Below are 17,886 nucleotides of genomic sequence, written 5' to 3'. Positions count from 1 at the left end.
CCAACCCCACCCTGCAATTCCTCGGTGCCGCGGGCACCGTGACCGGCTCGCGCTACCTGGTCGAGGCCAACGGTCAGCGCGTGCTCGTGGACTGCGGCCTGTTCCAGGGCTACAAGCAATTGCGCGAGCGCAACTGGGCTCCGTTTCCCGTCGAGGCGTCATCAATCGACGCGGTGGTCCTGACCCACGCCCACCTGGACCATTCGGGCTACTTGCCCGCACTGGTCAAACAAGGGTTCCGCGGCCGGATCCACTGCACCCATGGCAGCGTGGCCCTGTGCGGCCTGCTGCTTCCCGACAGCGGACACCTGCTCGAAGAGGAGGCCAAGTACGCGGCCCGCAAGGGGTACTCCAAGCACAAGGAACCACGGCCGCTTTATACCGAGGATGACGCCCGCCGCAGCCTGAAGCAGCTCAAGGGGCATGACTATGGTCGCGACATCGAGGTCGCATCAGGCGTCACGATCCGCTTCCATCCTGCCGGCCACATCCTGGGCGCTGCCCATGTCAGCCTTGACGTCCAGGGCCAGCGCCTGCACTTCAGTGGCGACCTGGGACGGCAGCAGGAGTCGCTGATGAATCCGCCGACGCCCCTGCCCGCCTGTGACGTCCTGGTCTGCGAATCCACATATGGCAATCGGGAACACATTCCGATCGACCAAGAAGCCGAGCTGGCACCGATCATCCGCCGCGTTGCCGCCCGCGGGGGCGTGATCGTCATTCCCGCCTTTGCCATCGGCCGCGCCCAGGCGCTCATGCTGCATATCGCCCGGCTGCGTGAGCGCAAGGACATCCCTCGCGTGCCGGTCTACCTCAACAGCCCGATGGCGATCAACGCGACCCGGCACTACCACGACCACCACTCCGAGCACCACGTGTCCGACGAGGACTGCCAGCGGATGTTCGACGTGGCCACCTTCGTCAACACTGTAGAAGAGTCGAAGGCACTCAACCGCCAGCGCGGGCCGATGATCATCATCTCGGCCAGCGGCATGATCACCGGCGGGCGCGTGCTGCACCACATCGAGGCGTTCGGCCCCGATGACCGCAACGCGATCCTGCTCGCGGGCTACCAGGCCGGAGGAACACGCGGTGCCGCGCTGGCGGCAGGCAAGCGCACGTTGCGCATGTTCGGCCGCGAGGTCCCCATCCGCGCCGAGGTGGTGCAGCTGGAGGGCTTCTCCGGCCACGCCGACGCCGGGGAGCTGCTGGACTGGATGCGCACCGCGCCGTCCGCGCCGCGCATGGTCTACCTCACCCACGGCGAGCCCGACGCTGCAGACACGCTGCGCGGGCGCGTGCAGCGTGAACTGGGCTGGCGTGCGCGCGTGCCGGGGCACCTGGAGCAAGTCGGATTGGAGGATGCGAGATGACCACGCAGGCCCCGGGCCACACCCGCCTGCGCGTCACCCGTGCCGGCATCGACACCTACCAGCAGCCGGTGGTCTATATGCACCGCGACTGCGAGGTCTGTCGCTCGGAAGGCTTTGCCGCGATGACGCGCGTCAGGCTGGACGTGGACGCCCGCACGCTGGTGGCGACGCTGAACGTGGTCATCGACGATCGGCTCGGCCTGGACGAGGTGGCGTTGTCGGAGGCCGCGTGGACGCTCCTCGATCCCGCGCCCGACGCCCTCGCCGGCGTCAGGCACGCGGAACCCGCGGCGTCGGCGGGCGCGCTCCGTGCCAAGGTGTTCGGCGCCCGGTTGGACGACGCGCAGTACTTCGCCCTGGTGCAGGACGTGATGGAAAGCAGGTTGTCGGACCTGGAGCTTGCAGCTTTCGTCACTGCCAGCGCGGGTGACCGCCTGGACCATGCGGAGACGACCGCGCTGACGCGAGCCATGATCTCCGTGGGCCAGCGCCTGGACTGGGGCGAAGGGCCGGTGCTGGACAAACACTGCGTAGGTGGCCTGCCGGGCAATCGCACCACCCCGATCGTGGTGGCCATCGTGGCTGCGCTGGGCTACCGCATCCCGAAGACCTCGTCGCGCGCGATCACGTCGCCCGCGGGCACCGCCGACACCATGGAAGTGATGGCGCCGGTGGCGCTCGACCTGGCGGCGATGCGCCGGGTGGTGGAGCGCGAGGGCGGCTGCATCGTGTGGGGTGGCAACGTGCGCCTGAGCCCGGCCGACGACATCCTGATCCGGGTCCAGCGCCCGCTGGATTTCGACAGCGACGGCCAACTGGTCGCCAGCGTGCTGTCGAAGAAGATAGCCGCGGGCTCCACCCACGTCCTGATCGACATGCCGGTGGGTCCGACGGCCAAGGTGCGAGGTGAGGCCGCGGCCCACAGCCTCGGCACGCGGCTTGCCCACACCGCGGGCGCGCTGGGATTGCAGTTGGGCATCCATCGCTCCGACGGCACCCAGCCGGTGGGTCGGGGAATCGGCCCGGCGCTCGAGGCGCACGACGTGCTCAAGGTGCTGCGCAACGCGGCCGATGCACCCGCCGACCTTCGCGAACGCGCACTTGCGCTGTCCGCGGCGCTGCTGGACATGGCAGCGGGCAGCAACGCCGGCACCGGACTGGAGCGCGCGCGCGGCGTGCTGGATTCCGGGGCGGCGCTGGCCAAGTTCCTGGCGATCTGCGAGGCCCAGGGAGGCTTCCGCGAACCGCCACGGGCGGCGTTCACCGCCGACGTCCCGGCGCCTGCATCGGGCCGCATCGCGGCGATCGACAACCGCAGGCTGGCCAAACTGGCCAAGCTGGCCGGCGCCCCGACATCCCCCACCGCCGGCCTCGAAACCGGTCTGCGGATCGGCGATACGGTCGAGCGCGGACAGCCCATGATGACCCTGCATGCGGAGTCGCCGGGAGAACTGGCCTACGCCCTGGAGCACGCCGCGACGCTGCAACCCTTTGTGCTTGGAGAGGTTCCATGACCCGTGTGCTGATGCCCTTCCCGGCCGATGCAGTGTTGGCCGGCACCATCAACCAGCCCCTGCAGGCGCGCATTGCACCCGTGGCCTGGCGGCACTTCCCCGATGGCGAGTCGCTGGTCACCCTGGACGACGCACTGGACGGCGCCGATGTGGCGATCCTGGCCAGCCTGCGCAACGCCGATGCCCTGGCCCTCCCGCTGCGCTTCGCCGCCCGGACCGCGCGCGAGTTCGGGGCTCGTTCGGTCGGCCTCATCGCACCCTACCTGGGGTATATGCGCCAGGACACCCGCTTCCATCGCGGCGAGGCGGTCAGTACACCGCTGTTTGCGCAATTCCTCGAAGAGGCTTTCGACTGGCTGGTGACCGTGGACCCGCACCTGCACCGCGTCGAGCGCCTGCAGTCGCTCTACCGCATTCCGACGGTCCACGTATCGGCGACGCCGGCCGTGGCCCGCTGGATCGCTGAGACCGTCCCCGACGCTGTGCTGATCGGCCCTGACAGCGAGAGCGAGCAGTGGGTAGCGGACATCGCCGCCCTGTCCGGCATGCCCTACCAGGTGCTGGCCAAGGAGCGGCACGGCGACTACGACGTGCGCGTCAGCCTGCCCGACCCGCAGGCCGTGGCGGGCCGGACCCCGGTCCTGATCGACGACATCGTGTCGTCCGGCCACACCATCCTGGAGACCCTCGCACACCTGCGCCGGTTGTCGTTGCCGCCGCCACTGCTGGTCGCCATCCATCCGGTGTTCGCCGGCGATGCCTATGCCCGCCTGCAGGAAGCAGGTCTGGCCCGCATCGTCAGTACCGACACCATTGCCCACCCGTCGAACGCGATCGCGCTCGGCGCGGACCTCGCTGACGCGGCATCGACCCTGATGTCCGCTTCGGCCGACTCCCCGGAGGACCCATGAACCTGCATCTCAACTGCTGCACCGCCGACCAGCTGTCGGCCGCCGAGCGCCAGCGGACCCTTGAACTCGCCGACGCCCACCGGCGGGCCGATCCCGCGTTTGACCATTGGGCGGCCGGCTACGGCGTGATCCGACATGACCCGCTCACCCAGCTCCGGGTCCGCCAGATGGTGCACGAGCTGGTGGCCCTGGGCCGCACGCCCGATGCCGGCACCGCCTGGCAGCGGCTCGCCGCGGCCGATCGCGTCACCAGCGCCGGCATGTGGCTGGTGGCCCACATGACCTACAGCCAGCGGGTCCGCACCGACGGCGCGGCCCTCGAGGCCGATGACTTCAAGGCCACGCCCGAAGGCCACACTGGCGGGTCCCTCAACATGGTGCCGGCCTACGCCGGCTACCTGCTGATGGACGCCCTGGATGGCGTCACCCGCGCATGGATGATGGGCCAGGGGCACTGCGTGGCCGCCATCGACGCGCTGAACGTGCTGGTTGGCAACATGACCGCCCGGCACGCCGAACGTTACGACCGCTCCGACGCGGGGCTGAGCCGGTTCGTCGGCGACTTCTATGCCTACACCCTCAATCCGGACGGAACACCGGCGTCGCCCCTGGGCTCCCACGTCAATGCGCACACCGCCGGGGGCGTGATGGAAGGCGGCTATCTCGGCTTTGCCGAACTGCAGTACGTGCATGCACCGCTCAAGGACGAACGCCTGGTGGCGTTCCTCAGCGACGGTGCGTTCGAGGAACAGCGCGGCAGCGACTGGGCGCCGCGCTGGTGGCGTGCCGAGGACAGCGGGCTGGTCAGCCCGATCATCATCCTCAACGGGCGGCGCATCGAACAGCGCAGCCAGATCGCCCAGCAGGGCGGCGAGCGGTGGCTGGACCGGCACCTGCGATTGAACGGCTTTGATCCGATCGCGCTGGACGGGCGCGATCCGGCCAGCATCGCGTGGGGTATCCATGTGATGGAGTCGCGCCTGCAAGCGGGCGCCGCCGTTCCCGATGCCGACGTGCGGCTGCCCTATGGCATTGCCGAAACCGTGAAGGGCTTCGGATTCCCCGGCGCCGGGACCAACGCCTCGCACAACCTGCCCCTGCCCGGGAATCCGTCGAAGGAGGCCGAGGCACGCGCGCTCTTCAATCAAGGCGCCGCGGCGCTGTTCGTGGCCGCGTCCGAGCTCGAGGAGGCTGTTGCCGCACTCAACAGCCACGACCTCCAGCAGCGCGTGCGCGAGCGCGACCATGCGCTGGCCGATCGCCAGGTGGAACCGCCCCGCGTCCCGGCGATCGCCGACCGCGGCGCCGGCGGCGAGAGCTCGCCGATGACCGCGCTCGACGAGCAGTTCGTCGCCATCGCCGAAGCGAACCCGGGGCTGCGCGTGCGCGTGGGCAATCCTGACGAGCTGCGCAGCAACAAGCTCGATCGCACCCTGGACGCAATGAAGCACCGGGTGCACGAGCCCGAGCCCGGTGTCGCGGAATCGACCACTGGCGCGGTCATCACCGCGCTTAATGAGGAAGCCGTGGTATGCGCCGCGCTCGGCAACAAGGGCGGGCTGAACCTGGTGGTCACCTACGAGGCGTTCGCACCGAAGATGCTTGGCGCCGTGCGCCAGGAATTGATCTTCGCGCGTCACCAGGCACAGGCGGGGCGACCGCCCGGCTGGCTGGGCGTGCCTCTCGTGCTGACCTCGCACACGTGGGAGAACGCGAAGAACGAGCAGTCCCATCAGGATCCGACCATGGCCGAGGCGCTCCTGGGCGAAATGGCCGACATATCGCGCGTGGTGTTTCCCCCGGACGCCAACGGCGCCGCCGCGGCCCTCGCCCACGCCTACGCGCAACGCGGCACGGTCACCACCCTGGTCGTCCCCAAGCGACCGGTGCCGCACGAGCTGACACCGACGCAGGCGCAGGCGCTGGCCACCCAAGGTGCGCTGTGCCTGGCCGGCAACCCGGCGACAGCGGCGATCCTGCTGGTCGCCACCGGTGCTTACCAATTGCAGGAAGTGCGCCACGCGCAGGTGCGCCTCGTTGAACGTGGCGTGTCGGCCGCGATCGTCTATCTCGGCGAGCCCGGCCGGTTCCGCACGCCGCGCGATCCGGACGAGGCGCGGTACGTGCACTCCGACAGCGAGGTCCATGCACTGTTCCCGGCGGAACGGCCGCGCATATTCGTCACGCATACGCGGCCCGAGCCCTTCCTGGGCGCGCTGCGCCGGCTCGACACTGGCCCGGCCACGACCGCGGCGCTCGGCTTCGTCAACCGCGGCGGCACGCTGGACGTGCCGGGACTGCTGTTCGCCAACCGCAGCACCTGGGCGCACGTGGTCGATGCGGCCGCGGGCGTCCTCGGCCAGTCCCGGGGCGGCCTGTTGTCGGAAGCGGAGCTGGCGGCAGTGGATGGTCGGGGCGATCCGGCCACGATCCTGCGTCCTGCAAGTGGGTCGACGCCATGAGTTGTCCAACCGGGAGCGCGCGTTGATGGCGGGCACGGTGCGGCGCGGAGGCCAGATTGCCTGGGCGGGACTCAAGCTCGGCGTCGCCGTGCTGCGCCTGCGCCGACGTGCACCCGACCTGCTTCCGGCATACGTCAGCACCACACTGGTGGGGTTGGGCACCACCTTCGTCAAGCTGGGCCAGGGCTTGAGCCTGCGCTGGGACCTGCTGCCGGCGCCCTATCGCGAGGCGCTGTCGCGATTGCACAGCGATGTGCCCCCCTTCCCGGCGGAGGAGGCCATGCGTATCGTCGAACAGGCGTTTGGCGCGCCGGTCGGCGAACTTTTCGCCAGCTTCGATGACAAGCCCCTGGCCGCGGCTTCAGTGGCCCAGATCCATCCAGCGCGCATGCATGATGGTCGCGATGTGGTCGTCAAGATCACCCGCCCCGGGATCCATGCCCAGGTGCAGGCGGATCTGCTGCTCCTGCGGCGCACGATGCGCGTCGCCCAGTGGATCTGGCCGCCACTGAAACGCCACCGGCCGCTCGAACTGGTGGACGAACTAGGCGCATTCCTGCGTGACGAGATCGACATGCGTCACGAGGCGCAGAACATGCGGCGCATGGCCAAGGTGCTGGATGCCCTGCCCGGCATCACCCAGCCGCACGTCGTCGAGCCGTATGCCACCCGCAACGTGCTTGTGCAGGATCGAAGCCACGGGACCCGTCTGGAGGCCGCGTACGGCACAGCGGCCGCTCCCGCACTGGCAAGGGCGCTGCTCGGTGCCTACGTGCATCAGCTCTTCGGCGCCGGCGTCTTCCATGCCGACCCGCACCCGGGGAATCTGTTCTTCTTTGACGACGGTCGCCTGTGCCTGCATGACTTTGGATCGATCGGCGTGCTCGACCCTGCATCCCGGCTCGCGCTCGGCGGCATGGTCGAGGCCATTGCGGCCGACGACGCCGAGGGCGTGCTGGATGCAGCGATCGCCATGGGCTTCTTCCCGTCGCAGGTCGACCGCCGCTCGCATGTGCGCGAGATCCACCTGATCCTGGCCGAGATGGCCAGCCGTCCGCTGGCGCAGTGGTCCATTGCCGAGGCAATCTGGCGCGTGGCACGCATTGGGCAGGGCGCTGGCTTCCGGCTTCCGGCCCACCTGCTGTCCCTGATCCGGACGCTGTTCCTGGTCGAGAACACGCTGCGGGCGCTGGATCCGAATCTGGACCTGCTGGGGACGCTGTCCGCGCAGGCGGCCGCGATCGCCGACATTGCCGAAGCCAGCCGCCCCAGCGGCAACAGGCCGCTTGCCATGCGGCTGGCCCGCACTGCGCGCCAACTGCCACAGATCGCCACCGACCTGTTGCGGCAGGCGCAACTGAGCGACGGACGACCCGCCTTCTCCGTACACCACCATGGCCTGAGTTCCACGCAGGAGGCAATCGCGCGCACGGGCAACCGGCTGGCGTTGGCCCTGGTCACCTTGGGCCTGTACGTAAGCGGTGCGCTGTTGAGCCTGCATTCCGACGGCCCGCAAGTGTTCGGTCACATGCCTTTCCTGGCTATGGTGGCTTTCGCTGCTGCGGGATTGCTCTCACTGCGGCTGGTGATGGCCATCGCCAGATCGGGACACTTGTAACAGAACACTGATCTATCTCCCCGCTGGTGCCCGGCGCATCAGTGCATCCAGGAAGGCAGACCCATGACGCAACACAATCATCATCATCAAGATCATCAGGCGCACGGCGAGCAACCGCCGCATCCCCGCACGGGTGCTGAAGGTGACGTCCATGCCGGGCACGACAAGCATGCCGGCCACAGCGTGGCGAGCTTCCGCGACAAGTTCTGGCTCACGCTGCTGCTGACCATCCCCACTCTGATCTGGAGCGGGATGATCCAGCATTGGTTCGACTACACCGCACCACAGTTCCCGGGGTCGGCGTACATCCCGGCGGTGTTCGGCACGATCGTGTACTTCTACGGCGGCTCGCCGTTCCTCCGCGGCGGATACCACGAGCTGAGAAATCGCCTGCCGGGCATGATGACGCTGATCTCGCTTGCGATCACCGTCGCCTTCCTTTACAGCGCGTTGGTCACGCTCGGCGTTGTCGAGGGCTTGGACCTGTGGTGGGAGCTGGCGACGCTGGTGGCGATCATGTTGCTCGGCCACTGGATCGAGATGCGTTCGATCAACCAGGCACAGGGCGCTCTCAAGGAACTCGCGAAGCTGCTGCCTGATATGGCGGTGCGGTTGGATGAGGCCGGTACCGCGAAGGAAGTCCCTGTCGCGGAACTGAAGCGCGGCGACCTGCTGCTCATCAGGCCCGGCGCGAGCATTCCCGCCGACGGCGTCGTGAAGGAAGGGACCAGCGCCGTCAACGAAGCGATGATCACCGGCGAGTCCAAGCCGATGGACAAGTCGACGGGCGACCGGGTGATCGCCGGCACCGTCAACGGACAGGGCTCGTTGCGTGTCGAGGTGACGGGAACCGGCGACGAGACCGCGCTCGCGGGTATCATGCGGCTCGTCGAGCAGGCCCAGACGTCGCGCTCGCGCGCCCAGGCCCTGGCGGACCGGGCGGCGTTCTACCTCACGATCATCGCCATCGTCTCCGCCGCGGTTACCGCCATTGTCTGGCCACTCCTCGGTCGACCGTGGAGCTTCACGATCGAGCGCGTAGTGACCGTGCTCGTGATCGCCTGTCCCCATGCGCTGGGTTTGGCCATCCCGCTGGTGACCGCCATCTCGACCACGATTGGCGCACGGAACGGCCTGCTCGTGCGCGATCGACGCGGCCTGGAAGAGGCCCGTTTGCTGAACACGGTCGTGTTCGACAAGACAGGCACGCTCACGCTCGGTTCGCACCGCGTCGTGAAGACCACTGCCGCCGATGGACTCACCGACGACGAGGTGCTTCGCGTGGCCGCGTCGGTCCAGCGCGACGCTGAACATCCGATCGCGCAGGCGCTGATGACCAGCGCCAAGGAACATGGCATCGACGTTCCGATGTCGCAGGACTTCGAGTCCATGCCGGGACGCGGCGTGCGCGCAGTCGTCGAGGAGCGCTCGCTTCACGTTGGCGGGCCGGGTCTGTTGAGAATGCTCGCGGTCGAACCGCCGGAGACGCTTCGGCGGGCTGCCGAATCAGCGGCAGCCGATGGTCAATCTGCAACCTACCTGGTGGAAGGCGACCGGGTGCTCGCCGTATTTGCGATCGCGGATGCCATCCGTCCCGAATCGTTCGACGCGGTCAAGCGGCTGCACGACGAAGGACTGGAGGTTGTCCTGCTGACGGGTGATTCCACGGCGGTCGCAAACGCGGTCGCGAAGGAACTCAACATCGACACCGTCTTCGCCGAGGTATTGCCCGAGGACAAGGTGGCAAAGATCGAGGAGCTGCAGGCCCAGGGCAAGCGCGTCGCGATGGTGGGTGACGGTGTCAATGACGCTCCGGCGCTGCTCACGTCCGACGTCGGCATCGCCATCGGCACAGGGACGGACGTCGCGGTCGAGGCCGGCGACGTCGTACTCGTGCGCAGCGACCCGCGCGACGTGCCAGCGATCATCGAATTGAGCAAGGCCACCTATCGCAAGATGATCCAGAACCTGTGGTGGGCCGCCGGCTACAACATCGTCGCCATCCCTCTCGCCGCTGGCGTTCTCGCCGCATGGGGGATCCTGCTGCAACCTGCGCTTGGGGCAGTGCTCATGTCGCTGAGCACCGTCGTTGTGGCAATCAATGCGCAGTTGTTGCGCCGGGCGGTGCGGTCCCCATGAACATGATTCGGGGACACCTGTGACCACGCGCCGGCTTCTTGCACTCAACGTTGGCTCGTCCACCCTCAAGGGCGCGTCCTATCTGTTCAACACTGAGGGACACGGCGCGCAGTCTCGTCTGCTCGAGCGCTCCCGGGCCGAAATTCCAGTCGGCGTGGATGCGCAGGAGCGCCTTGCCACCCTGCTCGAGGCATTGTCGGAGCCGTGGCCCAGCCCCGACGTGGTGGTGCACCGAATCGTACATGGCGGTGACCTTCACGACGCCCGCGAGCTCGACGAAACCGTGCTCGCGAAACTGGATGCATTGGTGCCGTTCGCACCCTTGCACCAGCCGGTAGCCCTCGCTTTCGCGCGTGCCGCGCGCATGCGTTGGCCGCACGCGCGCCAAGGCGTGGCCTTCGACACCGACTTCCACGCGTCGCTCGCGCCCTGGAGCCGGCGCTTGCCTGTCCCTGAAGCATGGGATGCGCTGGGCATCCGCCGCTACGGTTTCCATGGACTCGCCTTTGCCTCCGCGCTCCGCATAGTGGCCAGCCACGACGCTGGAATCCTGAAGGGCCGCGCTGTCTTCGCGCATCTGGGGGGTGGCTGCAGCGTCTGCGCCGTCGAGGGCGGCCGCAGCCGCGACACCACCATGGCGCTCACTCCGCTGGGTGGAATCCCGAGCCCTACCCGCTCCGGAGATCTCGATCCCGGCGCGTTGCTGTATCTGCTGAGGCATGAACGCCTGGATGCGCAGGCGCTTGAAAACGGCCTGTACCGCAGTGCAGGCCTTGCCGGAATCGCCGGCCATGGCGACATGCGCGTGTTGCTGACGGATCCCGGCCCGCAGGCCCAGCTTGCCGTGGAGCTCTTTGCAGTCCGGATTGCGCAGTCCATCGCGGCCATGGCCACGGCAATTGGCGGTCTCGACCATGTCGTCTTTTCCGGCGGCATCGGCCATCGCGCGCCGGTTTTGCGGGCTCGCATCGTCGCGCGACTGGCCTGGCTCGGCCTGGCGCTGGCACCTGACGTCAACGATGCTGGAGCCACGCGGATCGACCGCGGGGGCGGGCCGAGCATATGGAACGTCGCGATCGATGAGGAGCGCGAACTGGCTGAATCGGCACTCGCCTGGCTGTAGCCACGACACGCCCCAAGGGTCGGCTCCGGTGGGGAATCACTCCTCGATCCGTGACGACGTGAGCACCGCTGCGAATCCACCACCGGGGGTGCGCATGTTCGTGGTCTGGCCCTGGTACAGCCTGGCCGCGAACAACAGGACACCCGCCTCGGACGCGAAGCAGCGCACATCCGCCTTGAGGGACTGGCCCCCATGCACGATCCGCATGCTCGGTGGCGCGAAGGCCTGTGCGATGTAGGTCGCCGACGCCATAGACGCCCAAGTCCGCCGGGTCAACTTGTCGCCCCGATAACTCCCACGGCTGCCAAACCCTGCTGCAGGCTTGAAGAAATATCCGTTGCGCACTGCCCACAACGCATCCCGGTTCGCGGGCACGAGTTCGACCGTGGGCGGGATCACCTGGCCCAGCAGTGCCGTCGAACCCGCATCGACCCCGAACCCGCCGAGCAGAGCCGGGTCCCCGAGCACCGCAAGGTTGCGCTTGTCGGCAAACAGCGCGTGTGCTCGGGGATGCGGCATCAGCGCGACGTCCCCTGCCAGGTAAGCCTCACGAATGTCTGCATGCGAGGCATCCTCGAGCGCGAAATCGGTCAACCGGTTGTAGACAGTGTCGATTCGACCGTGGGCATCCTCAAGCCCGTCCGAACCAAACGACAAATCCTCGGGAGCGCTGATCACGCAGTCCACGCCATGGTCCCGAAACGCGTTCGCGTACAGCACAAACTCGGGGTAAAGGAACTGCGCTCGCGGAGTGCTGTCCACGATGGCCAGGCGCGACGGCGTGCGCCCGGATTGCTGCCGAGCATCCTCCATCCAGGCCGTGACGGCCGCATCACGCGCTTGGGCCGCGTTGGTCCAGGTGGCCCATGCTGGCGGCGCGCAAGACCGCACGGCATCGAGCAACAAGGCATTGAGGAGCAGACCGCCTGGATTGGTGTTGACCTCGATCAGCCGCGGGCCATCGACCGTCAGGTGAAAGTCCAGACCCAGGACGCCCCCCGCCGAACCCGGATCATGGGTTGCAATGTCAGGGGCCCATTGCAGGACCCGTTGGCTATATCCCGGGTTTCCTGCGACGTCGAAGACCGCCGCCGCGACTCGTCCCATGGCCTCCAACGCGGGCCGATCAACGAACAAGGCATAGGGTGAAAATAAGTGCGCGTGTACGGCGGGATCAGTCGTGAACTCCGGAAAGGCACCCCGGATCGACTCGTGCAGACGGAGGATGTCGACCACTTCGCATGCACACCGCTGGTTGAGCGGCGCGCTTTCCAGGGTGGCACAGTCGATCTCGCAGCCTGTCTGTCCAACTATTATCGGAGTCCGCGGTTCAACCACAACAGGGATTGTTCTGTTGGATCGGTGGACATGGCACTGTTCCGAACGAGCAGAACACACAGCAGTCGCCTTGATGCGGACGCAAAACCGCTCCACAGCCCGTGCACTCATAGAAGAATTGACACGCTGTGATGGGCATTGTCTCGGTCGCCCGATGGCCGCACTCCGGGCAGGTCAAGATGCTTTCCAGCTTGACGTCACTCACCGCCAGTCCGCACCTTGGCCGGGAAGCCTGCTTCCGTGACTGCACGCGCGATTCCGGCTGCATCCGTCTGGCTCGATTCGAACGTCACCGTGACTGTTTCAGCCCGGGTGTCCACCTTCACATCGGCCACGCCCGGCACCTTCTCCAGCGCCTTCCTGATGGTGATGCCGCAGGCGGGACAGGTCATGTTCTCAGCATCGAGCATCACTACGGTTGCGGGCGTCGCAAGAGCGGCACCGACCGACAGAGCAGCCACCAGGGCCAGTATCCACTTGTGCATCGCGCCTCCTACAGAATCCAGACGATGTAATAGGGAAACAGCAGCAACAGGACGATGAGGGCTGTCGCCAACCAGAGCCAACGTCGCCTGCGTCGCAGAGCGTCCGGGGCGATGCAACTGCCATCCACACCGCACCGTGCCGCCGGTCGATACAGCATCCAAAACGCCACGGCCAAGGACAGTACGGCGGCGGCGCTGAACCAGGGCCTCAAGGGATCGAGAGCTGTCAGGGTGCCGATCCAGGCGCCACTGATGCCCAGCAGGACCAGCACCAGCGGCACGACGCAGCAGACCGATGCGCCAATGGCGGCGATGCTCGCGCCAACGATGGCTGGAACAGACGATTTGGCCGGGGTTGTTTGCATCAGAGCATACTAGCCTCTGTACCTAGGTACGGAGTCAAGCCGTGCGTCCGAACACGTTTACGATCAGCCGGCTGGCGGCGGCGGCCGATGTGCACGTCGAAACCGTGCGCTACTACCAGCGGCGTAGGCTGCTGCGTCAACCCGAGCGACCCATAGGAGGCGTGCGTCGTTACGACGAAAACGATGTCAATCGGCTTCAGTTCATCCGGCGCGCTCAGATGATGGGATTCAGCCTCGACGAGATCGCTGGCCTGCTAGAGATCACAGGCGAAGGTTCTTGCGAGCAGACCCGTCAGCTGACCGAGCGAAAGCTCGTCGATGTCCGTCTACGAATCCGCGAGCTGCGACAGCTGGAGAGGGATCTCGAACAGAAAATAGCGCGGTGCGCCCAAGTGCCGGCGGGAGAGTGCTGCCCAACCCTCGATTTTCTGGAGCGGCCAATAAAGCCAGCTGCGACAGGCAGTTAGCTCACTTTCGGCCCGTTTTTACACGAATCCCTGCCGACCCTCATAATGGTCGGCAGCCCGATCCTTCGGGTCGCAATCCGTGGAGAGACAATGCCGAAGAAAGGCGTGGAACCGGTACGGCGCGAGCAGCTGATCCGGGCCACTTTCCAGACCATCGACGAGATCGGCATGGCCGATGCGACCGTCGCCACCATCGCGAAGAAGGCCGGGCTGTCCAGCGGCATCGTCGCCCATTACTTCGGCGACAAGGACGGCCTGCTCAATGCTGCAATGCGGCAGATCCTGCGCGAACTGAAGGAGGCGGTCGCCCGCTACCGCGCCGACGTCGGCGACGACCCGCGCGACCAGCTGCGCGCCATCGTCGACGGCAACTTCGACGACAGCCAGATCAACGGCACCGCGATGCGCGTCTGGCTGACCTTCTGGGCCGCCAGCATGCACCAGCCGGAACTGGCCCGGCTGCAGCGCGCCAACGACCAGCGCCTGTTCTCCAACCTGTGCCACCAGTTCAACCGCCTGCTGCCCCACCCGCAGGCCCGCCTGGCCGCCCGTGGCCTGGCCGCGATGATCGACGGCCTGTGGCTGCGCGGCAGCCTGGTCGGCGGCCAGTTCAATGCCGAGAAGTCCCGGCGCATCGCTTACGGCTACATCGACTTCCAGTTGCAGGCTGTCGCGCTATAAGCGTTGCAGCACCCGCCCCCTTCCAAGGAGTACGCCCCATGACCACCCTGCCCGTCCAACAGCTCTACATCCACGGCCAGCGCGTCGATGCCACCAGCGGCAAGACCTTCAAGACCGTGAACCCGGCCACCGGTGACGTGATCGCTGAAGTGCAGGTTGCCAGCCAGGCCGACGTCGAGCGCGCCGTGCAGAGCGCGGCTGAAGGCCAGAAGGTGTGGGCGGCGATGACTGCCATGGAGCGTTCGCGCATCCTGCGCCGCGCCGTCGAGATCCTGCGCCAGCGCAACGACGAACTGGCCCACCTGGAAACCCTGGACACCGGCAAGGCGCTGGCCGAAACCACCACCGTGGACATCGTCACCGGCGCCGACGTGGTCGAGTACTACGCCGGCCTGGCCACCGCCATCGAAGGCATCCAGCTGCCGCTGCGCGAATCGAGCTTCTTCTACACCCGCCGCGAGCCGCTGGGCGTGGTCGCCGGCATCGGCGCCTGGAACTACCCGATCCAGATCGCCATGTGGAAGTCGGCCCCGGCGCTGGCCGCCGGCAACGCGATGGTGTTCAAGCCGTCCGAAGTGACCCCACTGACCGCGATCCGCCTGGCCGAGATCTACACCGAAGCCGGTGTGCCGGCCGGCGTGTTCAACGTCGTGCAGGGTCCGGGCCGCGAGATCGGCCAGTGGCTGACCGAGCACCCGTTGATCGAGAAGATCTCCTTCACCGGCGGCGTCGCCACCGGCAAGAAGGTGATGGCCAGCGCTGCCTCCTCGTCGCTGAAGGAAGTGACCATGGAGCTGGGCGGCAAGTCGCCGCTGGTGATCTGCGATGACGCCGATCTGGACCGCGCCGCCGACATCGCGGTGATGGCCAACTTCTTCAGCTCCGGCCAGGTCTGCACCAACGGCACCCGTGTATTCGTGCCGCGCAGCATGCTGGCCGCGTTCGAAGCCGCCGTGGTCGAGCGCGTCAAGCGCATCCGCATCGGCGACCCGATGGCCGCCGAGACCAACTTCGGCCCGCTCACCAGCTTCCCGCACATGGAAAACGTGCTGCGCTACATCGAGAGCGGCAAGGCCGAAGGCGCCCGCCTGCTGACCGGCGGCGGCCGTGCTACCGAAGGCGCGCTGGCCAATGGCGCCTACGTGCTGCCGACCGTGTTCTCCGACTGCCGCGATGACATGACCATCGTCAAGGAAGAGATCTTCGGGCCGGTGATGAGCATCCTTGCCTACGACGACGAAGACGAAGTGGTGCGTCGTGCCAACGACACCACCTTCGGCCTCGCCGCCGGCGTGGTCAGCAAGGACGTCAGCCGCGCCCACCGCATCATCCACCGCCTGGAAGCCGGCATCTGCTGGATCAACACCTGGGGCGAATCGCCGGCCGAAATGCCGGTTGGCGGTTACAAGGAATCCGGCGTCGGCCGTGAGAACGGCCTCTCCACCCTCGGCCACTACACCCGCATCAAGTCGGTGCAGGTGGAACTGGGCGACTACGCCAGCGTGTTCTGACCGGCGCGCCTCCGGGCGCGCCCCACGTCCGGCCATCGTGCCGATCCGACATTCCGCCGGGACGCCTGCATGCAGCGCGCCCCGGCCTGCAGGAGAGCAACCATGAGCACCCATAACGAGTACGACTACATCATCATCGGCGCCGGTTCGGCCGGCAACGTGCTGGCCACCCGCCTCACCGAAGATGCCGATGTCAGCGTGCTGCTGCTGGAAGCCGGTGGCCCGGACTACCGGCTCGACTTCCGTACCCAGATGCCGGCCGCACTGGCCTTCCCGCTGCAGGGCAAGCGCTACAACTGGGCGTACAAGACCGATCCCGAGCCCTTCATGAACAACCGCCGCATGGACTGCGGCCGCGGCAAGGGCCTGGGCGGTTCGTCGCTGATCAACGGCATGTGCTACATCCGCGGCAACGCGATGGACTACGACAACTGGGCCGGCATGCCGGGCCTGGACGACTGGACCTACCTGGACTGCCTGCCGTACTTCCGCAAGGCCGAAACCCGCGACATCGGCGCCAATGACTACCACGGTGGCGAAGGCCCGCTGCGGGTGACCACGCCCAAGGCCGGCAACAACGAGCTGTTCGCTGCGATGGTCGAGGCCGGCGTGCAGGCCGGCTACCCGCGCACCGACGACCTCAACGGCTACCAGCAGGAAGGCTTCGGCCCGATGGACCGCACGGTGACCCCGAAGGGTCGTCGTTCCAGCACTGCCCGCGGCTACCTGGACCTGGCCAAGCCGCGCCCGAACCTGACCATCGTCACCCACGCGCTGACCGACCGCATCCTGTTCTCGGGCAAGCGTGCGGTGGGCGTGCAGTGGCTGCACAACGACCAGCCGCAGCGTGCCACCGCGCGCCGCGAAGTGCTGCTGTGTGGCGGCGCCATCGCCTCGCCGCAGATCCTGCAGCGCTCGGGCGTCGGCCCGGCCGATCTGCTGCGCAGCCTCGACATCGACCTGGTGCACCACCTGCCGGGCGTCGGCGCCAACCTGCAGGATCACCTGGAGATGTACCTGCAGTACGAGTGCAAGAAGCCGGTGTCGCTGGCCCCTGCGCTGAAGCTGTACAACCAGCCGGCGATCGGCGCCGAGTGGCTGTTCCTGGGCACCGGCATCGGCGCCAGCAACCAGTTCGAGGCCGGCGGCTTCATCCGCAGCGATGCCGAATTCGACTGGCCGAACCTGCAGTACCACTTCCTGCCGGTGGCGATCAATTACAACGGCTCGAACCCGATCAAGGCGCACAGCTTCCAGATGCACGTCGGCTCGATGCGCTCGCCCAGCCGCGGCCGCATCCACGTGCGTTCGAAGGACCCGCGCGAACACCCGAGCATCCTGTTCAACTACATGTCGCACGACCAGGACTGGCGCGAGTTCCGTGCCGCGATCCGGATCACCCGCGAGATCTTCGCGCAGCCGGCGCTGGCGCCGTACAGCGGCCGCGAGATCTCGCCGGGCAGCGCACTGCAGACCGATGCGCAGATCGATGCATTCGTGCGCGAGCATGCCGAGACCGCCTACCACCCGTCGTGCTCGAACAAGATGGGCCACGCCGATGATCCGATGGCGGTGGTTGACGGCCAGGGCCGCGTGCACGGCCTGGAAGGCCTGCGCATTGTCGATGCCTCGATCATGCCGCAGGTGGTGACCGGCAATCTCAACGCGCCGACCATCATGATCGCCGAGAAGCTGGCCGACGTGATCCGCGGCCGTACCCCGCTGGCCCGCAGCACCGCGCCGTACTACAAGGCCAACGGCGCACCGGTACGTAAGCAGGGCTGACGCAAGCGCCCCGCTTGGGGCCACGGTAGTGCCGGCTGCTGGCCGGCATCCACCGGAATCCAGATCGAGCGCAGATGCCGGCCAGCGGCCGGCACTACCAAGCAAAGAGGCCCC

Annotated in this window: 15 protein-coding genes; 11 read left to right on the top strand and 4 right to left on the bottom strand. The window is 67.4% G+C overall.

Going from position 1 to position 17,886, the window contains the following annotated elements:
• The first annotated feature begins 38 nt into the window (after nucleotides 1-38).
• The 7 genes from AC0Z6F_RS04700 (at nucleotide 39) to AC0Z6F_RS04670 (ending at nucleotide 11,140) form a co-directional block, all read left to right on the top strand.
• Nucleotides 39-1,373, top strand: coding sequence for an MBL fold metallo-hydrolase RNA specificity domain-containing protein (locus AC0Z6F_RS04700; RefSeq protein ID WP_229301209.1), 1,335 nt, complete (start codon nucleotides 39-41; stop codon nucleotides 1,371-1,373).
• On the top strand, nucleotides 1,370-2,887 hold the full coding sequence (locus AC0Z6F_RS04695; RefSeq protein ID WP_049404647.1) for a thymidine phosphorylase family protein: 1,518 nt from the start codon (nucleotides 1,370-1,372) through the stop codon (nucleotides 2,885-2,887). Before AC0Z6F_RS04700 ends, AC0Z6F_RS04695 begins: the two co-directional genes overlap by 4 nt.
• On the top strand, nucleotides 2,884-3,798 hold the full coding sequence (locus tag AC0Z6F_RS04690) for a ribose-phosphate diphosphokinase (RefSeq protein WP_017355176.1): 915 nt from the start codon (nucleotides 2,884-2,886) through the stop codon (nucleotides 3,796-3,798). Before AC0Z6F_RS04695 ends, AC0Z6F_RS04690 begins: the two co-directional genes overlap by 4 nt.
• Entirely contained in the window at nucleotides 3,795-6,260 is a 2,466-nt protein-coding gene (locus AC0Z6F_RS04685; protein ID WP_017355175.1) for a phosphoketolase family protein, read from the top strand. Before AC0Z6F_RS04690 ends, AC0Z6F_RS04685 begins: the two co-directional genes overlap by 4 nt.
• 25 nt (nucleotides 6,261-6,285) lie before the next feature.
• On the top strand, nucleotides 6,286-7,878 hold the full coding sequence (locus tag AC0Z6F_RS04680) for an ABC1 kinase family protein (protein WP_017355174.1): 1,593 nt from the start codon (nucleotides 6,286-6,288) through the stop codon (nucleotides 7,876-7,878).
• Between the two features lie 63 nt (nucleotides 7,879-7,941).
• Nucleotides 7,942-10,017, top strand: a complete 2,076-nt coding sequence (locus AC0Z6F_RS04675) for a heavy metal translocating P-type ATPase (protein WP_082316348.1) — start codon at nucleotides 7,942-7,944, stop codon at nucleotides 10,015-10,017.
• A 19-nt stretch (nucleotides 10,018-10,036) separates the two neighbouring features.
• On the top strand, nucleotides 10,037-11,140 hold the full coding sequence (locus AC0Z6F_RS04670; protein WP_036196077.1) for an acetate/propionate family kinase: 1,104 nt from the start codon (nucleotides 10,037-10,039) through the stop codon (nucleotides 11,138-11,140).
• A 36-nt stretch (nucleotides 11,141-11,176) separates the two neighbouring features.
• Here the strand turns inward: AC0Z6F_RS04670 and AC0Z6F_RS04665 are convergent, their stop codons facing one another.
• From AC0Z6F_RS04665 to AC0Z6F_RS04650, 4 genes are all read right to left on the bottom strand, one after another.
• Nucleotides 11,177-12,376: a hypothetical protein gene (locus AC0Z6F_RS04665; RefSeq protein ID WP_017355170.1), complete on the bottom strand. Its 1,200-nt coding sequence runs from the start codon at nucleotides 12,374-12,376 to the stop codon at nucleotides 11,177-11,179.
• 94 nt (nucleotides 12,377-12,470) lie between these two features.
• Complete coding sequence (locus tag AC0Z6F_RS04660) at nucleotides 12,471-12,746, bottom strand: GDCCVxC domain-containing (seleno)protein (protein WP_465251337.1); 276 nt, start codon at nucleotides 12,744-12,746, stop codon at nucleotides 12,471-12,473.
• On the bottom strand, nucleotides 12,676-12,963 hold the full coding sequence (locus tag AC0Z6F_RS04655) for a heavy-metal-associated domain-containing protein (RefSeq protein ID WP_017355169.1): 288 nt from the start codon (nucleotides 12,961-12,963) through the stop codon (nucleotides 12,676-12,678). Before AC0Z6F_RS04655 ends, AC0Z6F_RS04660 begins: the two co-directional genes overlap by 71 nt.
• Before the next feature lie 8 nt (nucleotides 12,964-12,971).
• Entirely contained in the window at nucleotides 12,972-13,328 is a 357-nt protein-coding gene (locus tag AC0Z6F_RS04650; protein WP_017355168.1) for a mercuric transporter MerT family protein, read from the bottom strand.
• A gap of 41 nt (nucleotides 13,329-13,369) precedes the next feature.
• Between AC0Z6F_RS04650 and AC0Z6F_RS04645 the strand changes: the two genes are divergently transcribed.
• The 4 genes from AC0Z6F_RS04645 to betA all read left to right on the top strand — a co-directional run bounded on the left by AC0Z6F_RS04645 (nucleotide 13,370) and on the right by betA (nucleotide 17,772).
• The gene (locus AC0Z6F_RS04645) at nucleotides 13,370-13,795 is read left to right on the top strand and encodes a MerR family transcriptional regulator (protein WP_017355167.1); all 426 of its coding nucleotides are present in this window, start codon (nucleotides 13,370-13,372) and stop codon (nucleotides 13,793-13,795) included.
• 90 nt (nucleotides 13,796-13,885) lie between these two features.
• Nucleotides 13,886-14,476, top strand: a complete 591-nt coding sequence (gene betI / locus AC0Z6F_RS04640) for a transcriptional regulator BetI (protein ID WP_006364695.1) — start codon at nucleotides 13,886-13,888, stop codon at nucleotides 14,474-14,476.
• Nucleotides 14,477-14,514: 38 nt separating this feature from the next.
• A complete protein-coding gene (betB, locus tag AC0Z6F_RS04635; protein ID WP_485616581.1) occupies nucleotides 14,515-15,987 on the top strand; it encodes a betaine-aldehyde dehydrogenase in 1,473 nt (490 codons plus the stop codon).
• A 102-nt stretch (nucleotides 15,988-16,089) separates the two neighbouring features.
• Nucleotides 16,090-17,772, top strand: coding sequence for a choline dehydrogenase (betA, locus tag AC0Z6F_RS04630; RefSeq protein WP_485616582.1), 1,683 nt, complete (start codon nucleotides 16,090-16,092; stop codon nucleotides 17,770-17,772).
• The last annotated feature ends 114 nt before the right edge of the window (nucleotides 17,773-17,886 follow it).

It is taken from the genome of Stenotrophomonas sp. 1L-E-5-B-C3 (assembly GCF_057292075.1).
This window is presented reverse-complemented; position numbering and strand designations above follow the sequence as displayed.

What these genes read in the sequence shown, in the direction of transcription:
- AC0Z6F_RS04695 (WP_049404647.1), top strand. Translation starts at nt 1,370, where the DNA reads ATGACCACGCAGGCCCCGGGCCACACCCGCCTGCGCGTCACCCGTGCC.
- AC0Z6F_RS04690 (WP_017355176.1), top strand. Translation starts at nt 2,884, where the DNA reads ATGACCCGTGTGCTGATGCCCTTCCCGGCCGATGCAGTGTTGGCCGGC.
- AC0Z6F_RS04685 (WP_017355175.1), top strand. Translation starts at nt 3,795, where the DNA reads ATGAACCTGCATCTCAACTGCTGCACCGCCGACCAGCTGTCGGCCGCC.
- AC0Z6F_RS04680 (WP_017355174.1), top strand. Translation starts at nt 6,286, where the DNA reads ATGGCGGGCACGGTGCGGCGCGGAGGCCAGATTGCCTGGGCGGGACTC.
- AC0Z6F_RS04675 (WP_082316348.1), top strand. Translation starts at nt 7,942, where the DNA reads ATGACGCAACACAATCATCATCATCAAGATCATCAGGCGCACGGCGAG.
- AC0Z6F_RS04660 (WP_465251337.1), bottom strand. Translation starts at nt 12,746, where the DNA reads ATGCAGCCGGAATCGCGCGTGCAGTCACGGAAGCAGGCTTCCCGGCCA.
- AC0Z6F_RS04655 (WP_017355169.1), bottom strand. Translation starts at nt 12,963, where the DNA reads ATGCACAAGTGGATACTGGCCCTGGTGGCTGCTCTGTCGGTCGGTGCC.
- AC0Z6F_RS04650 (WP_017355168.1), bottom strand. Translation starts at nt 13,328, where the DNA reads ATGCAAACAACCCCGGCCAAATCGTCTGTTCCAGCCATCGTTGGCGCG.
- betI (WP_006364695.1), top strand. Translation starts at nt 13,886, where the DNA reads ATGCCGAAGAAAGGCGTGGAACCGGTACGGCGCGAGCAGCTGATCCGG.
- betB (WP_485616581.1), top strand. Translation starts at nt 14,515, where the DNA reads ATGACCACCCTGCCCGTCCAACAGCTCTACATCCACGGCCAGCGCGTC.
- betA (WP_485616582.1), top strand. Translation starts at nt 16,090, where the DNA reads ATGAGCACCCATAACGAGTACGACTACATCATCATCGGCGCCGGTTCG.